Genomic DNA, 17014 nt, shown 5'->3' with positions numbered 1-17014 from the left:
GGATTCCTGTTGGTTCCAATTAACAATTAAAATTCGGACGTAACTCTAACGGAGCTTCCTGCAAGGCTGCAAGCTGTTCTTTCATCGCCAGCACCTGCTGCTCCCAATAACGCTGCTCAGCAAACCACGGAAACGCCCGTTGAAATGCTGTATCTTGCCAGCGTCGTGCCAGCCAAGCCATGTAGTGTATGATGCGAAAACCGCGTAAGGGTTCAATCAATGCGGTCTCGCGCGCGTCAAAATCACAGAATTCTTCGTAGCCGCTGACCAGCGCATCCAGCTGCATCCAGCGTTCCTGGCGATCATCACCGGCCAGCATCATCCACAAATCCTGGATGGCAGGGCCAGTTAATGCATCATCAAAGTCAACGAAAGTCAGCTCGTCCTCACGCAACAGCATATTGCCAAGGTGGCAATCACCATGCAAACGTTGCTGATCATAGGCAGCTAAATCTGTTTTCAGCAACTGCTCGGCCAAGGGTTCAGCAATCGCCCAAAAGGCGTTTTGTAAACCGTCCGGAATAAGCTCGGTTTGTCGCAAGGTCTGCAACGACTGCGTGACAAAATAGTCGGCGTTGATGGTGCCGCGGTGCTTAAACTCACCTTGCCGCGCCACCGCGTGCAAGCGTCCAATTTGGCGGCCAATGCGCTCCAGCTCATTCATGTCGCCGGGTTCGACCGCGCGTCCACCCACACTTGGAAAGACGCTAAAGCGATAGCCTTCAAAGTAGTGCAGCGTTGCCCCGTCTAACTCCAGCGGCGCTACCGCCGGTACATCTTCGGCCAGCAACTCTGCAGTGAAGGCATGCTCTTCCAGAATTTGTTCGTCGCGCCAGCGCGCCGGACGATAAAATTTCGCCACGTAGCGTTTGTCATCATCGGCAATAAACTGGTAAACACGGTTTTCATAGCTGTTGAGTGCCAGTAGACCGGAGCGCGGGTCTACGCCCACACTGGCCAGAGCATTGGCAATCACATCCGGCGTTAAACCGGTAAAGCTAAAATCCGTTGCCGCGTCCGTGGCATTACTCATAAAGAAAACTCGTTTGGTGTTGTTCCGTCACTGTACCATCGGTGCTGGTCACAACGAAGTAAATGTCCTGTACCCGCTCGGTGACTTCGTCCGGATGCACGGCGAGGGTCACTGGCACTGTGGCAATTGAGCCGCCGTCAATGGTGACCTCGGTGGTACCGAGTAACTGCGTTCGCTCAAAGCCTTGCGCCTCGATAGTAAAGGTTTGCGGCAACTGTGACTTATTCAGTATTTTCAGGGTATACACGTTCTGTACCCAACCTTCCATGCTGATACTGTACAGCTGGTTGCGATCGCGCAGAATGTCGACTTCAAGGGGCTTGCGGGTGGAGATATCCCATACCAGCAAGGTCGCCATAATCACCATCACAACAAAATAGCCCACCGCTTTGAAGCGTGTTTTCCGGGTTCTTCCGCCTTCCAGATTGCGCTCAGTGGTAAAGCGAATGAGGCCGCGTGGGTAGTTCATTTTATCCATGACATCGTTACAGGCGTCCACGCACGCACCGCAGTTAATGCACTCGTACTGCAAGCCGTTGCGGATATCGATACCTGTAGGACAAACCTGCACACACATATTACAGTCAATACAGGTGCCTAGGCCTTTGGCTTTGTAATCCGTACGTTTGGAGCGTGGCCCCCGCGGCTCACCCATATTCGGATCGTAAGATACGGTCACCGTATCTTTATCGAACATGGCTGATTGGAAGCGCGCATAAGGACACATGTGGGTACACATGATTTCACGCATCCAACCTGCGTTACCGTAGGTACAAAAGGTAAAGAACAAGACCGAGAAAGTGGCCCAGAAGCCGGTGTCGAACGTCCAAAAGTCGGTAAATAATTCCCGAACATTGGTGAAGTAACCGACAAATATCATTGCCGTGAGTAATGCTACGAGAAGCCAGGAGGCATGCTTGGCGGTCTTTCGCCAAAGCTTATCGAAATCCCAGGGACGCCGATCCAGCGCAATACGCTTGTTGCGCGGACCCTCGATCTTTTTCTCGAACCACATGAAAATAAAGGTCCAGGTGGTTTGCGGACACATAAAGCCGCACCACACTCGCCCGTACAAGGTGGTCACAAAGAACAGGGCAAATGCAGCCACAATCGACACCCAGGCCAAAATCGTCAGATCCTGCGGCCACAGGGTCATACCAAAAATACGAAAGCGTTGGTTGGCAATATCCAGCAGTACGGCCTGGTCACCGTTCCACTGCAGCCAGGGGATGAGGGCAAAGACGAACAACAGTAAAAAGCCGAAGCCGCGGCGGAACCATTCCAGCTTCCCTTTCACGTCGCGCACGTAAATTCGGCTGCGCGGCGAGTAATCGTTGCTGCGCTTATCGGGGTCAGGACGCTGGATCTTCACTTGATCCGCCGCCATTACTTTCACTTTCTGCTCCATAACCGTACGCCACCCTCAGCTATTTCCACAAGATCTGAAGGGATTATACGCTTATTTGTCACTAATTTTCAGGCTAAACCTTAAAAAATACATTTCGCTTGTTGGTTTAAAAAATTGACACCGCTAGCCCACAAATAGGGGGATTACCCCTATATCACTTCAGCTCCCCCTCGACCACGATAGTTGTGCAGAAAAAATCAACAGAACAACCAGAGGAATGAAACGATGAAGAAATTTGCTCTCACCACTATTGCGGCATTAACCCTTGCCGCCGCGCCAGGCCAGGCCATGGCCGAGGCCGTTATCGGCGACCAGCTGAAAGCGAAGCTTCCGGTACTTAGCGCTTCTGAACAAATCATGGCTGTGGTTACTTACGATCAACTCGAGCCCGTGACCGAATCACAGATCCAGCAATTATTGGATCTTGGCTTAGCCCAAGGCGTGCAATTCTCGTCACTGCCGATCATTGGCGTACTTGCCACCCGTCAGCAAATCGAGAGCCTGGCGCAACAATCGGACGTCCGCTCAATCTGGCTGAACCGTCAACTGCAGTACTTCAATGCTGACCAACGCAAAATAACCGGCGTTGAACAGCTGCAAAGCAACGAGTTTATCCAACGCAACAACACCTCGTTCACTGGTAAAGGTGTGACCATTATGGTCAACGATTCAGGCATCGATGCCGCGCATCAGGATCTCCTCTACGGCGATACGGTGGTTGAAAATGTGCAAGCCATTACCAGTGCCGAAGCCATCAGCCTGGTGGCTCCCACCGACGGCTTTGTGCTGGAAGGACAGATTAATACTGACTTGAACGTCGGTCACGGCACCCATTGTGCAGGCACTATCGCCGGCTCTGGCGTCATGTCTGATGGCAAGTACATGGGCGCAGCGCCGGACGCGGACCTGGTGGGTTATGGTTCTGGTGCCGGGGTATCAATTCTCGATGCCGTCGGTGGTTATGACTACGCCATCAATAATGTCTACGCCTTTAATTCGCCGATTCGCATCATGAGTAACTCGTGGGGTTCAAGCGGTAAATTCAGCCCTGACAGCCCGGTAAGTATCGCTTCTTATAAAGCTTACAAGCTTGGTATCCTTTCCGTATTTGCGGCCGGTAACTCAGGCCCTGGCGAAGACAGCCATAACCCTTACGCGCAAATTCCGTGGGGTATTTCCGTGGGTGCGGGCGATAAATTCGGCCACTTGGCAGGATTTTCATCACGCGGTTTAAAAGGTGAGTCGGATACATTCCAAATGCCCGACAACAGCACCTGGACCTATAACAACGAAGTGACCATCGTTGCACCAGGCGTTGATATTATCTCCACCCGTGCCAGTACCAATCTGGTTTCTAATGGCGGCGATGCTGACCTTGACGCAATTGAAACCGAGTACGTACCTTTTTATACCATGATCTCTGGCACCTCTATGGCGACGCCACATGTTTCAGGCATTATCGCTTTGATGATGGAAGCAAATCCGAGCTTGTCGCTACTTGACATCAAACGCCTCCTGCAAGAAACCGCGACCAACATGCCAGGTTACCAAAAATGGGAAGTCGGCGCCGGTTATGTGAATGCCAAAGCCGCGGTTTCTGCTGCACTTGATTATGATTTGGATTACGTAGCAAGTGTCAACAACCTCAATACGTTCAATGCCAATGCACTGATCACGACCAGTGACCGTGTTGAGCCATTTGAAGTGTTATACGCACCGGTCGGTGAGCCGGAAACCCACAGTTTCCAGGTGGGGGAAGATGTCGCCTGGGTCAAAGCCAGCGCTGATACTCTAGCCAATACCACCAAGCTGGTCCTTGTAGCACCCGATGGTACCGAATACTTCGGTAATCTCACGCTGCCCGTACTGGAGACAGGTATGCGAGTTTCTGCGCCAGGTCAGGCGGGCACGTGGCAGGTCTATGTGTATGGCTTAACCTCACTATCTGGTGTTGACCCTGATCCGCTTGATGTGACCAACGGTCCTGGCGTCCCTGAGGTGATTTCAGGCACGGTGACCTTTGAGCTTAACGGCGGCTACGACGGTGTCGATGATATTGAAAGTCATCCACAGCAAAATGCGATTGAATTTGCGGTTTCTGAACGCCTCGTCGATGGCTTCACCAACGGTAAATTCCGACCTGACCGCAACCTGGAGCGTAAGGATCTTGCCCAGTACTTAGTCATGGGTGGTGCGATTCGTCAGTATCGTGATTTACTCAACGAGCCGCAGCCAAACCTAAACAATGTGAATGGTGATTTTGTCGCCTACGCGGAAGCCGTATCTGTTACCGGTGCAGCATTGAAAGACAGCGACCAGGTACAAGCTCCGGTCATGCTTTCCAACAACGGTAATTTTGACCCAAGAGGAGAGGTCAGCAAACTCGACCTGGCTTACACTCTGGTTCAGGTACTTGGCCTGGAAGCTACGGCTAAAGCCTTCGATAGCAGCCAGGATATTCTGGTGGATTATCGCGGACAGACTGTAGTGCTTTCTGATCAGGATAGCATCCCTGCGCAAATGAAAGGCTACGTACAGACCGCCATCAACTATGGCTTGCTGAATGTACAGTTTGGTATCGAACAGGGACCTTTCGATCTCGAACCCCAGCTGACCGCGCATTTTGCGCCGGCGACCAACATTACCCGCGCACACTATGCGTTGCTGACCGGTCGCTTATACAGCAACTATTACGAACTCTTTTAAGCGTTGAGTCACCCTGACTGTTTGGGGCTCGGTTCGAGCCCCCTTTTTTTATTCGGGATGACAAAATCAGAAAGAAGGAGTACATTTAATTTGTTAACTGTAACAAATTGTAACAAGAGAGGTACCACCTATGTTGATAAGCAACTGTTTCAGTAAGTTTTCTTCGGTGGCTGCAGCAGCTTTGCTTTTGTTTAGCGTGCCTGCAAGTCAAGCCGATCCACTGACTTTGGACATCAATCATCGTGCCAACACGATTGAAACCAGTGTCGAGTTGACTCAGCTTGTTAGCTTCGATCTGAAGATTAAATTTGATAATGCCGTGGGCCTTTCGGCGGAAAATTTTACCGTCGACGCCCAGCTACTGAGTGTGACCGACCCGTCGCTCGTTTCACGTTTACCCGATAATTTACTGACCGCGCTGCCTACTGCGTTTCCGGTGCAGATTTCGATTACCCCGGATCCCAATAAAGGCTTTTCCTTTAGTGGTGCGTATGAAATCGAGATTTACACAAAATCGCTGCATTACACAGAAGGCTCACCGTTGCGCTTATTCCACTCGCATGCCAATGGTACTTTTGAAGACATGACCACCATGACTGGTGCTGGCAGCATGCGTGTTCGCGGCAATGGCGGCCAGTTCTCTGACTTCGTTATCCTGGCTGACCTGCGCAGCAAGAGCAGTGTTATTGCGACCAAATTCGCGCGCATGCAAAATTTCGTCAGTGCGCAACAAAGCAACTTAGATTATTCCGCGCTGAATGCATTGGCTACCGCTCTAAACGCGATCGAAACCGCCTTAAACGCCAACCAGACCGGGCAGGCATTAGCTGAGACACAGCAGCTTATTAACCTACTTGAAGCGGACGATGGCACGTTGTTTCCAAACGTCTGGCGCTCAGCGGGTGACTTAGTGAACGTGCAAGGCCGCATGTTAGGTATGGCGACCACCTTACGCTACAGCTTGCGGACGCTATAGGACATTAACGATGCCAGCGATTGTCGATATCGTTTACCAGGACCGTTTCGCGCCTCAGCACCAACTGTTTGAGGCGCAATCCTACGTGGTCGGCCGCAGCGCCAGCTGCGATATCCAGGTTGACCACCCGACGGTATCGCGCCGCCATTGTTTACTTCACTTTCAGAATGAACAGTGGCAGGTCAGAGATCTAAACAGCACCAACGGCCTGTCCGTAAATAACCAGCGGTGTTCATCCAGTGCCTTAACCGCTGAGACGGTGCTGCAGGTGGGGCATTTGAACCTGGTCTTTGCGCCAAAATCAGCACACCAACTGGCCATTAGCCTGAATCGCAAAACCTGGGCTAAGCAAGTTTTTGCCTCGCTGCAGAGTGCCTGGCAGCAAACGCACACCATCGACACCTTGCTACCGATGCTGCAAGAAAGCGTGGCGCAACTCTTAAACAGCGACCGCACCGCATTAGTCCTGCTCGATGCCCGCGGCCAGCTCAGTGCTTGTCGCGGCTATCCGCAATGGCAGGAACCTGCAGGCTTCACCGGCACCACTACTTTAATCCGGCAGGCCGTAGAGACACAAAAACCGGCGATAGCGAACAACGCTATTTTGCATCAGCAACTCGGCGCAGCAGCCAGTGTGCAACGGGCTAATATCAAAGCTGCCATGGCTTTTCCTATTGTCGTCAATCAAGTCGTCAGTGCAGTGCTGTACGCCGACAGCACAGAACATCACCATTATTTTACCGAACAGGATATTGCCTTAATTGAAAGCTTCACCAAGATGTGGGCAATGGAGCTGAGCCTGGCGACCATTGATTCTCAGATTAATTTCGCCGAACAGCAACTCAGCCAACTCGCCGGATAAAGAATCCAGTATTAGACCTTTACCAATTCTGTGATAAGTTGAGGTAGACCTTAGCAGCCTATAGTCGACCTGCATGACTGATGTAACAGAGCCAGACCAGCCAAACGACCCGGCGGAGACCAAGCGCGCTTCGCAACACTTGCTTGTGCCCGGGCAAGAGCTTGCCCATCGCTTTAAGATCGTCAAGTTACTCGGTCGGGGTGGACAGGCAAGTGTTTATCAAGCTTTTGACACCGTGCTTGAAGAAGAGTGCGCGGTCAAACTGTTAGCGGCCGACGCCCCTGTTACCGCAGAATCCATTGAACAGTTGCGCAACGAAGTTATTCTGGCGCGGCAGCTGCAACATCCAAACATCGTTCGCGTCCACGAGTTTTATGCGACGGACGACTTTGTCTTTTTCACGATGTCGTTGATTGAAGGCAAATCCCTGCAGGAAGTGCTGGAACAGCAGCTTTCTGCGGAACAATGTCTGGGCTGGTTTAAAGCTTTAGTGTCCGCGCTGCAAAGCTGCCATGAAAATGGCATTATTCATGGCGATATCAAACCCGCAAACATCGTCGTTACCGATGATAATGAAGTTAAAATTGTCGATTTTGGTATTGGCACCACCACCAGAGACGCTATCACTCATCATTTTTCAGAGGGTTATACCGCACCTGAAGTCGCACGCTCACACGTACCTACGACAGCAGGCGACCGCTACGCGCTTGGCAAGGTGTTAGAACAGCTGCTTGCCGCAATCACACCAAAAAGCTGGCAAAATGTCACGGTAAAACGTCGGGCACTGCAGCAACTGGCTGCGGCCTTGCAGGCAGATGAGCCTGAACGGCGACCTTCTCTGGCCACTTGTTTGGCTACGCTCGAACCACAGTCACCCCGGCGCTTTATTATGCCTGCCGCATTGCTGTTACTCATTGCTGCGGTCATCGGATTCTGGCTATGGCGTGCTGCGCCCCCGGCGGTCGATGCCACCACCGCGCCGGATGCACCTATCGCAACCCTTGGTATATACAGTAACGAGGACTATGTCGCTATTGCGCAACTGGTTCATCTTACCCTGCAAACCGAGCCCGACCTTTATTCCATTGAGCCGAGTACCATTCAACGTCTGGTGGAGCGCTTAGGTATTCAACCTGAACGCGCTGAGCGTGAGCGCTCGCGCCTGGCACAAATCACTGAGGCCGACTACTTACTGACGCTGAGTAACAAAACAGTAGGTACAGCGTCACAATTGCACGCCTTGTTGACGGTCTATCCCGGTGAGCAAGTGCTCATGAGCTCGACCTATACGGTCTCCGATCAGACCGCACAGCAGCTCGCTACGCAAGTCAGTAGTCAGGTTAAAGACTATTTGCTGACGGCGGAACGTTCGAGCTCAACCACAACCTCTACGAGCGAACTCGCATTACTGGAGCAACTTCAAGCGGTGCGCTCGCAAGACGACCCGGACGCGCTGTATGCGCAACTGCAGTCGATTGTCGATGCCGATGTCAGTGGCTACTGGAAGCTACAGGCGCGGGCGGAACTGGCACAACTCGATCAACAGTTTGAGGCCGCTGCAGAAATCCTCGATGAACTGCTCGTGCGTTATCCACAGCGCGCCGATATTGCTGCACAACGCGCGCAGGTTGCGAGTCAGCTCGGTCACCTGGAGACGGCGCGGGAATACTATCAAAAAGCTCTGGCATTGGATCCACAGCAACCTTATTGGTGGTTTGAGCTGGCGCGACTGAAAATTATTCAGGGGGAGACACAATCAGCCTTGCAGCAAGAGCTGACACAGGCCCTCATCATTTTTGGACAGCGCGAGAGCGATGAGGGCCAAGGCCTGGTGCTGAATGCTTTTGGCGTGGGTCACTTGCGCTTAGCGCAATACCAACAAGCACTACGTTACTTTTCGCAAGCGCTGGAGTATCGAAGCGCGGAGAAGTATCCTCAAGATCGCATTACCACCTTGGGCAACTATGCGACTGTGGCTGCAATCTTGCGCGATTTCGCGGCGGCTGACGCGGCACTAAAAGAAGCGACCACTCTGGCTAAAGCTCAGGATGACCCGCTGGCGGTTGCTCACATTGAAAACGAGCGAGGTCTGCTCAATGAAGAACAGGGCTTTTACCAGCAGGCTCTGGTGCATTATAAACGGGCACTGGATCTGCGCCTCAGAGAAGGCTCCCCTTATGTGCAAAGTCAAAGCATAAACAACGTCGCTTTCATTAATTTCCTGCTCGGGGACTACAGCCTTGCCGAAGTGTACTGGCGGCAAGCGCTGCAAATTGTCACCGAGCTGAATGAAACATCGACCTTGCATAGCATCCAGGTGAGTCTGGCACACCTGCTGGGCCTGCAAGGACAGTTCAGACAGGCTGAGCAACTGCTGGCAGAGCTATTTACCGCCGCAGACATCAGTCCGGAAGCCAGTATGGCCGCGCACATACAAGCAAGTCGGCTGAATTTCGCGCAAAGCCGCATGGCAGCGGCAGCAGAGAGTATCGATGAAGCCATCCGTATCGCCGATGAGATTGGCGATACCCGGGGGCTAACTGAAAGTTTGCTATGGGAGGCGGAGATTGCGTTTCACCTGCATCAGACGCAGGCCCTGGAAAATAACCTTGAACGGTTAAGTAAACTCAGCGAGTCCTTTAACCGTGAGCAAGCTCTGACGTTCCACTGGCTGCAGGAAATGCTGCGCTACCGCCTGACTCAGAATAACGACTTTACCACGCTTGCCGACACTGTTCTTGCGCAGAACTGGTCACAGTTATTAGAGGCCAAAATACTGACGGAAGTGGCATTTTATGGTGATTTTTCATCCTCGCATCCCATTTGGCAACGCCTGGACGAGCTTAATAATGAAACCATTTATGCCTCGCACCTTCTCTATCTGGCCGCACAGGACACCCCAACTGCACAGCAGCAGTTACAGTCGAGACTGCAACGTTTTCCTGATTACTGGCGAAACTTTGAGCTCTATCGGGTACTATCATCAGATAGTGCTAAACAACACGCACAAGAAGCCTTAGAGCAACTATTAGATAAAATGAATGAAGCGCAACGAGAAGCCTATCAACGATTCGCTCAACTTTGATGAACTGCTGACACTGTTACAGCAATTACGCGAACAACAGCATAGCCTGCAGCAGCAACTCAGAAGCGAGCAAACGAACCTGCAACAGCTTGCCAAACGCCTATGGCTGCAGCAAGAGCACGATCGTGCGCGCTTTGCCCGGGATTTGCATGACGACCTGGGGCAGCAATTGACCGGTATCGCCACTCAGTTAGCCGCAGCCGGCGACAACCCCTTGTGCCGCGAACTCCACCAGCAGGTGAAACATGCGATCGCGAGCACGCGTACGCTGGCACGTCTGATGCACCCGACACTGGTGCATGACTTAGGTTTACAGGCCGGGATCCAGTGGTTGAACCGCCAGCTGTTGCAACCTGCTGGAATCACTCTTGAACTTGATTATGGGCTGAGTTCGCGACTGGATACCGATGCCGAACTGTTCTTGTTCAGGATTGTGCAGGAAGCGATGGTGAATACGGTAAATTACGCGCAAGCCGACCGCTTTGAGCTTTTGTTAGAACGCTCACAAAGTGCTTTGCTATTGATAGCGCGCGATAACGGTCAGGGCTTTGACAGCCAGCAGGTTGAAGCTGGGGTCGGTTTACAAGGTATGCAAGACAGAGCCTCGGCGTTCGGTGCTGAGTTCACGCTGCGCAGCGCCCCCGGCAAAGGTTGTGAAATTCAGATCCAACTTCCTTTACACCAGGCAATCACTCCGGAGGAGCCATGATACGCCTGATTCTTGCAGACGATCACACCATGGTTCGGCAAGCGATAGCGGCAACCTTAACCGCGCAGGGGAATGTTGACGTGGTCGCGCAATGCGCTGATGGGCTGGAGCTGGTGGACGCTGTGTTACGCCAGCAAGCGGATGTCGTTTTGATGGATATCTCGATGCCCAAAATGAACGGCTTTACTGCGCTGGAGAAGATACTGCACCACCGTCCCCAGACCCGGGTTATCGCACTCAGCATGCATGACGAGCCTGAATACATCGAAGCCATTCGACTTGCCGGAGCTTGTGGCTACGTCTTCAAAGATGCTGCCACCGACCAGCTTTTGCAGGCAATTGAACGTGTCATGCAAGGAAAGCAGTGTTTTCCTGATGTTGCCAGTGACGGTGAATCGCGAGCAACGCCCACGCAACCGTTAGCAAATTTGACCCGCCGCGAAAAGGAAGTCTTTCATCTGGTGGTTGCCGGGCGCTCAAATAAAGAAGTCGCACAACTGCTCGCGATGTCCGCCAAAACCGCAGAAAATCACCGCGGCCGGTTATTCAAAAAACTGCACGTTAAAAACACCGTTGAACTCATCCATTTCGCGGCAAAACACGGCCTGCTTGAAGCTTAGTCGTCCAATAATTCTTGCACAGTATCCAGCAGCACATTGGTGCCCGCTTCTACATCATGCCAATGGGACCATTCGTCCGGAGCGTGGCTGACGCCGTTGACTGAGGGGATGAAAATTAAGCCTGCTTCAGTAATTTCCGACAAAAACTGCGTGTCATGTCCGGCACCGCTTGGCATCCGCGTGAAGGTGTAGCCGCGTTTTTTAACCTGCTTCTCGATGAGGTCGCTGATGGGTTTCGAGCAAGGTTTTGGCCCCAGCCAGCTCGATTGCTCATACTCAAAGCGCAAGTGATGTCTGCGGGCAATTGCCGAGAGGGTTTTATTACAAGCGTTAGCAAGCTCTTTCATGACCTCTTCATCCATGTCCCGGCCAACAATAGTGAACACTGCCTCGCCAGGCACAGTGTGCGGGTTGCCCGGTTTTAACTCGACTTTGCCGACCGTGATCCGCGTTTTATCGGTGCCGTTTTCGGCGATGATACGGTCAATTTCATGGGCAAAATCTGCCAGCCCCATAAAGGCGTCACTGCGCTTATCCATGGGTGCGGTGCCAGCATGATCGGCTTTACCTTTGAGGTGCACAATCCATTTAAAGACCCCGGAAATACCATCGACCACACCAATTTGCAGGTTATCCTGAAAGAGCACGGGGCCCTGCTCAATATGCAATTCAAGGAAGGCTTTTAGCTGCTCTGGCCGCCAGGCGGCATCAAGCGCAGCCATAGCATCCAGCCCCTGGGCGGACATAGCATCTTTCAAATACACTTCATCAGCATCATGGGCTGACAGCACCCAGTCAGGATTAAGCTTTCCCGCAATCGCCTGAGCACCAAACATGCCGCCGAAGCGGCCTTCTTCTTCTGCGGTGGCGACAGCCCAGATGGGAGTGCCCGACTGTACATCATTTTCATCCAATGTCTGCATGACCTCAAGCGCTGCGATAACCCCGAGGGTGCCGTCAAAGATACCGCCGGCGGGCACGGAGTCGATGTGCGACCCCATCAGCACCGTCGGTTTGTTGCGATCACCACGGCCAAAGAACACGTTTCCCGCACCGTCCATGTAGGTTTCATAACCGGCTGCTTTGGCTTTGTCCTGCAGCCAGGAACGGGCTTGCATATCGGCATCACTAAAGCCCGGCCGGTACACCCCGCGGTCGTCTTCGTTATAGCCGATTCTTGAGAGTTCGAGTAGGTTCGCTTTTAGTCGTTCGCAGTTGATCTGCATGAGACTCCTTATTCTCTGTTTTATCATTCAAGCTTAGATACTGTGCCGGAATAGAGCAAATCAGCGTAGCTTGGCATTTTATTGACAGTTCCCTAAATCTCGACTTGACTGCTAATGCTGTCCCTTGCGCTGTAAACCGCTTCTCTGGAGGATCTTATGAACTACGTGACTATTCCACTTGCCGCTTTATTGCTGCTTTTCGGTGCTTGCAACTCAGCTACTGCTTCAGCGTCTGAGCGGCCCGTTTATAACTATGTTTCCGGCTACTATCAACTGCTCGACTTCGATGAAACCGAAACGGGTATAGACGCCGAACCAGACGGGTTCGGGTTGGAATTTTCCAAGCAACTTAATGATTTTATGTACGTTATCGCCAGTTACGATGACATCAGCGGCGACTATGAAATTGGCAACTTTGTATTCAGTGGGGATACCTCGGTTCTCATGGCTGGTGTCGGCTTCAAGCACAGCACATCACGGGTATCCGATGTGTTTTTTGAGCCTTCCATCGTGTACGTAGATGACAACTTCAACGGTGACTCTGAAGATGATACGGGATTTGGCGCCAGGATCGGCTTTACTCATGTGTTCAACACGGCTTTCCATTTGAAAGGATTTCTGCGCCACGTTAGCGTGATGGATGAACATACCAACAGTTATGGCGCAGAAGGCCGTATTCTGTTTAGCGACTCAGTACATGGCATTCTTGCTGCGGAGGCCAACTCGGACGGAAAACTCTTCAAAGCTGGTGTAAGTTTCCGATTCTAATCCAGCGGTACCATAAGCAACGTAAAAAAAAGCCCGGCGTGGGGCCGGGCTAAAAGGGTTATAACAACCAGATCTCAGGGAATTCGATGGCTACTTTAGCTAGCCATCATGACAAACATGTGACAACTGCCGAATAATTTTTAAGCGATCCGGCGCGCTGTTGCAGCAGCGTTCAATACTGCCGCCATTTTAATCGAGTTTTGAATCACCTGCGCTGAAATATCATGCTTCAACAGCACGCCAACGTGGGAATCAATACACATACCACAGCCGTTTAGTGCAGAAACGGCCAGCGAGTACAACTCGAAATCTGCTTTATCAACACCAGGGTTTGCCATGCCATTCATGCGCAGACCTGCTGGCATTTTGCTGAACTGCTTATCGCTGCTTAAATGCAAGAAGCGATAGTAAATATTGTTCATCGCCATCAAGGTCGCCGCTAATTTCGCCGCGCCGACTACGTTGGCTTCGATTTTGCCTTCCGCTTCAGCTTCAATAGCGGCGGTCAGCGCGTCATCGCCAATCGTATAAGCTAACGATAGGGCGGTGCCATAGAATTGGGTCGGGGTCATGCCAGAGGTATCGACATTGCCGAAGATATTCGACAAATTCAGTTTGGTATCTTTACCGTGCTCGCCCAAGCCTTGTTTGTAATCTGCAATGCTCATAAATCTTCCTCTTTAAAAAGAGTGCCGCCGAAGCGGCACTTAACAGGACATCACTCAATGTGGGGGGAGTGATGCCGCTTACAGGGTGTCACCGCCAAGTGCGCGGTTACATGGGCACAGCTCGTCAGTCTGCAGGCCATCAAGGATACGCACGATTTCAGCTGGATTACGGCCGACGTTCAGGTTGTTTACCGACACGTGCTGAATCACGTTATGTGGGTCAACAATGAAAGTGGCGCGCAGGGCTACATTTTCAACCTGGTCACGTACGCCAAGACCATCAACTAATGAACCGTTATCGGCAAACGAGTATTGGTTCAGGCTCTTCAGATCCGGGTGCTCACGACGCCATGCCAATTTCACGAATTCGTTGTCAGTGCTACCGCCTAATACCACCGCGTCACGGTCAGCAAAATCTTCGCTTAATTTGGCGAATTCAACGATTTCTGTTGGGCAAACGAAAGTGAAATCTTTCGGATAGAAGAAGATGATCTTCCACTTACCTTCAAAGCTATCGTTGGTAATGGTTTCAAATGCGCTCTCGCCGTTTTCTTCCGGCATGTTGAAGCCTGGCTTTGCTGCTACAACTGAAAATTCTGGTAATTTATCGCCTACTGTTAACATATTGAATGTCTCCTGGGTTCTTCATTTAAAAACGGATTTAGAAAGTCTTCGAGGTTGCAACATCGGCTGCCGCCTCGGTACGGGGAGAATAATAGGGGGGATGGCTGATTTGTTAAAACGAATAAAAGGGATTATGATAATCGGAAAACATGATTAAACCTTTTTAAGGGACACCCAATGAGTAAGCTTCCTAGTTTAAAAAATCTCAGCTACCTGCTTGCCCTGCACCAGCATCAGAATTTTAACCGAGCTGCGCAGGCCTGCCATGTCAGTCAGTCCACCTTGAGCAGTGGTATTCAAAATCTTGAGGAACAACTGGGCTGTCAGCTCATTGAACGCGATCACAAGTCTTTTCTGTTTACCGGTATGGGCGAAGAAATCGTTGATCAGGCACGCAAGATCATTACCGAAACGGAAGAGCTGCTGCTGTTCGCTCAGAGTCAGGGCAAAACCATGGAAGGGCCTTTGCGATTGGGTTGTATTCCAACCATTGCACCTTTCCTGCTAGGCGACTTAAGCAAATTTGTGCATCAGCATCATCCGGCCTTGCAGCTGAACATTCGTGAGGACACCACGCATAATTTATTGCAGCTGCTGCGTAATGGTGAGCTTGATGTGTTGATTTTGGCTTTGCCGATGGATATTCAGGGAAACCAGAGTTACATGCTGGGCCGGGACCCGTTTAAACTGGTCATGCACAAGTCGTTGGCAGAAAAAATCGAAGAACCCGTCGCTTACAATCAGCTGCCTGATGCGTCGATTTTTTTACTGGAGAAAGAACATTGTCTTACCGGCCACGCGGTAGCCGCCTGTGAACTCGCTGATTCCAGCAAGATTAATCCGTTTACCGCGACCAGCCTGCACAGCTTGGTACAAATGGCCGATGCTGGCTTCGGTGCCACTTTCATCCCGCAAATGGCGATTGACCGGGGCATTTTAAACGGCACTGATTTAATCGCACTCCAGCCCAAAGGTCAGCAAGCGTCGCGGGACATTGGCCTGATCTATCGCTCGACGACCAATCGTCGGCAAACGTTCCGAAAATTAGCGGAAATCATCGCTGATTTGTTACCTGAACGCACTTTACGGTGAGAAAATCGCAAACCTAGCAATCCAATTTCGAACTTCGTCTATAGTAAAGAGAGTCGAAACTAAAAGGAGCACATGATGTTGCAGAAGATTTTTAAGACCTCGACACTAGCACTTATTAGCACTGCTGCACTTTGCAGCACTCTGGTGACCACTTCTTATGCGGCTGAAGGCCAGAGCGAGCGGCATAAGTTTGAGGTGACCACCGTTGCTGAGGGGCTAAGCTTTCCCTGGGGCATCGCTTTTTTGCCAAACGGCGAAGCACTCATCACTGAAAAATCCGGTTCATTACGTCGCGTCGGACTTAATGGCGTCATCAGTGAGCCGATCACAGGTGTTCCCGATGTCGTTTACAAAAGTCAGGGCGGCCTGCTTGATGTGGCATTAGATCCTGACTTTGCCGATAACAGCTGGGTCTATCTCAGCTACTCAGAAGCCGATCCCGAAGGCGGTGAGGGTAACAGTACCGCAGTTGCGCGGGGCAAGCTTTTCGGCAATAACTTACAGGATGTCGAAGTGATTTTCCGCGGCGCACCCAAGTACAAAAGCAACGCACACTTCGGTTCACGCCTGGCATTTTCTGCCGACGGTTACTTGTTCATCACCCTTGGTGACCGCTATTCCGCTATGGATGACGCACAGACCCTGGATAACCATCACGGCAAAATCGTCCGTATCTGGCCCGATGGCGCGGTACCCGAAGATAATCCTTTTGTGAACACAGAAGGGGCCTTGCCGGAGATCTGGTCCTATGGTCACCGTAATGTTCAGGGCGCCGCAATGAACCCCATGACCGATGAACTGTGGACCATCGAGCATGGTCCTAAAGGCGGTGATGAAGTGAACATCCCTGTGGCTGGCGGTAATTATGGTTGGCCGGTCGCGACCTATGGCGTCGACTACGACGGCAGCATTATCAGCGAAAAGACTCATGTTGAAGGTACGCTGCAGCCGTTCTACTACTGGGTGCCATCCATCGCGACCTCAAACGCAATTTTCTACACCGGTAGCGAATTCCCGGCATGGCAGGGAGACCTGCTGGTTTCGGCGTTGAAAGCGTCCAAGGTTGCTCGTCTGGATCTACAGGACGGCCGCATGATGCACGAGGAAGCCCTGTTTGGAGATGTTGTTGAGCAACGGATTCGTGATATCGAACAAGGTCCGGACGGTGCGATTTATCTGATCACCGACGACCGTAACGGTAAGTTACTTCGCATCACTAACGCAGACGACTAAATTC

At 51.7% G+C, this 17014-nt stretch carries 14 protein-coding genes; 9 read left to right on the top strand and 5 right to left on the bottom strand.

Annotation, left to right across the window (positions count from 1 at the left end; translation table 11 throughout):
- Window positions 1-19 precede the first annotated feature (19 nt).
- Both J6J34_RS04115 and ccoG read right to left on the bottom strand, forming a co-directional pair.
- Window positions 20-1033 carry a serine/threonine protein kinase gene (locus tag J6J34_RS04115; RefSeq protein ID WP_301720827.1) on the bottom strand — a complete coding sequence of 338 codons (1014 nt, stop codon included), beginning with the start codon at window positions 1031-1033 and terminating at the stop codon, window positions 20-22.
- A complete protein-coding gene (gene ccoG, locus J6J34_RS04110) occupies window positions 1026-2441 on the bottom strand; it encodes a cytochrome c oxidase accessory protein CcoG (RefSeq protein WP_301720828.1) in 1416 nt (471 codons plus the stop codon). Before ccoG ends, J6J34_RS04115 begins: the two co-directional genes overlap by 8 nt.
- A 225-nt stretch (window positions 2442-2666) precedes the next feature.
- Between ccoG and J6J34_RS04105 the strand changes: the two genes are divergently transcribed.
- The 6 genes from J6J34_RS04105 to J6J34_RS04080 all read left to right on the top strand — a co-directional run bounded on the left by J6J34_RS04105 (window position 2667) and on the right by J6J34_RS04080 (window position 11399).
- Window positions 2667-5147, top strand: a complete 2481-nt coding sequence (locus tag J6J34_RS04105; protein ID WP_301720829.1) for a S8 family peptidase — start codon at window positions 2667-2669, stop codon at window positions 5145-5147.
- Window positions 5148-5277: 130 nt separating this feature from the next.
- Window positions 5278-6123 (top strand): DUF6689 family protein, encoded by an 846-nt coding sequence (locus J6J34_RS04100; RefSeq protein WP_301720830.1) that lies wholly within the window; start codon window positions 5278-5280, stop codon window positions 6121-6123.
- Between the two features lie 10 nt (window positions 6124-6133).
- Window positions 6134-6985, top strand: a complete 852-nt coding sequence (locus J6J34_RS04095; protein WP_301720831.1) for an FHA domain-containing protein — start codon at window positions 6134-6136, stop codon at window positions 6983-6985.
- A gap of 73 nt (window positions 6986-7058) precedes the next feature.
- On the top strand, window positions 7059-10070 hold the full coding sequence (locus J6J34_RS04090) for a protein kinase domain-containing protein (protein ID WP_301898532.1): 3012 nt from the start codon (window positions 7059-7061) through the stop codon (window positions 10068-10070).
- Window positions 10027-10779, top strand: coding sequence for a sensor histidine kinase (locus tag J6J34_RS04085; RefSeq protein WP_301836671.1), 753 nt, complete (start codon window positions 10027-10029; stop codon window positions 10777-10779). Before J6J34_RS04090 ends, J6J34_RS04085 begins: the two co-directional genes overlap by 44 nt.
- Window positions 10776-11399, top strand: coding sequence for a response regulator (locus tag J6J34_RS04080; protein ID WP_301720834.1), 624 nt, complete (start codon window positions 10776-10778; stop codon window positions 11397-11399). Before J6J34_RS04085 ends, J6J34_RS04080 begins: the two co-directional genes overlap by 4 nt.
- On the opposite strand, the gene J6J34_RS04075 is transcribed toward J6J34_RS04080, so the two are convergent.
- Window positions 11396-12625, bottom strand: coding sequence for a Zn-dependent hydrolase (locus tag J6J34_RS04075; protein ID WP_301836673.1), 1230 nt, complete (start codon window positions 12623-12625; stop codon window positions 11396-11398). The genes J6J34_RS04080 and J6J34_RS04075 overlap by 4 nt on opposite strands.
- Window positions 12626-12781: 156 nt before the next feature.
- On the opposite strand from J6J34_RS04075, the gene J6J34_RS04070 reads away from it, so the two are divergent.
- Entirely contained in the window at window positions 12782-13393 is a 612-nt protein-coding gene (locus J6J34_RS04070) for an outer membrane beta-barrel protein (protein ID WP_301836675.1), read from the top strand.
- 140 nt (window positions 13394-13533) lie between these two features.
- Here J6J34_RS04070 and J6J34_RS04065 read toward each other — a convergent pair whose 3' ends face one another.
- Together J6J34_RS04065 and J6J34_RS04060 are read right to left on the bottom strand one after the other, a co-directional pair.
- The gene (locus tag J6J34_RS04065) at window positions 13534-14061 is read right to left on the bottom strand and encodes a carboxymuconolactone decarboxylase family protein (protein ID WP_301836678.1); all 528 of its coding nucleotides are present in this window, start codon (window positions 14059-14061) and stop codon (window positions 13534-13536) included.
- Between the two features lie 78 nt (window positions 14062-14139).
- Window positions 14140-14685: a peroxiredoxin gene (locus J6J34_RS04060; protein WP_301774944.1), complete on the bottom strand. Its 546-nt coding sequence runs from the start codon at window positions 14683-14685 to the stop codon at window positions 14140-14142.
- A gap of 177 nt (window positions 14686-14862) precedes the next feature.
- On the opposite strand from J6J34_RS04060, the gene J6J34_RS04055 reads away from it, so the two are divergent.
- Both J6J34_RS04055 and J6J34_RS04050 read left to right on the top strand, forming a co-directional pair.
- Window positions 14863-15777 (top strand): hydrogen peroxide-inducible genes activator, encoded by a 915-nt coding sequence (locus J6J34_RS04055; protein WP_301720839.1) that lies wholly within the window; start codon window positions 14863-14865, stop codon window positions 15775-15777.
- Window positions 15778-15852: 75 nt separating this feature from the next.
- Window positions 15853-17010, top strand: coding sequence for a PQQ-dependent sugar dehydrogenase (locus tag J6J34_RS04050; protein WP_323125643.1), 1158 nt, complete (start codon window positions 15853-15855; stop codon window positions 17008-17010).
- Window positions 17011-17014 lie beyond the last annotated feature (4 nt).

This window comes from Pseudidiomarina terrestris, assembly GCF_030466405.1.
Lineage (GTDB): Bacteria > Pseudomonadota > Gammaproteobacteria > Enterobacterales > Alteromonadaceae > Pseudidiomarina > Pseudidiomarina terrestris.
The sequence above is the reverse complement of the archived record's forward strand: the minus strand, read 5'-3'. Positions and strand labels throughout refer to the sequence as shown.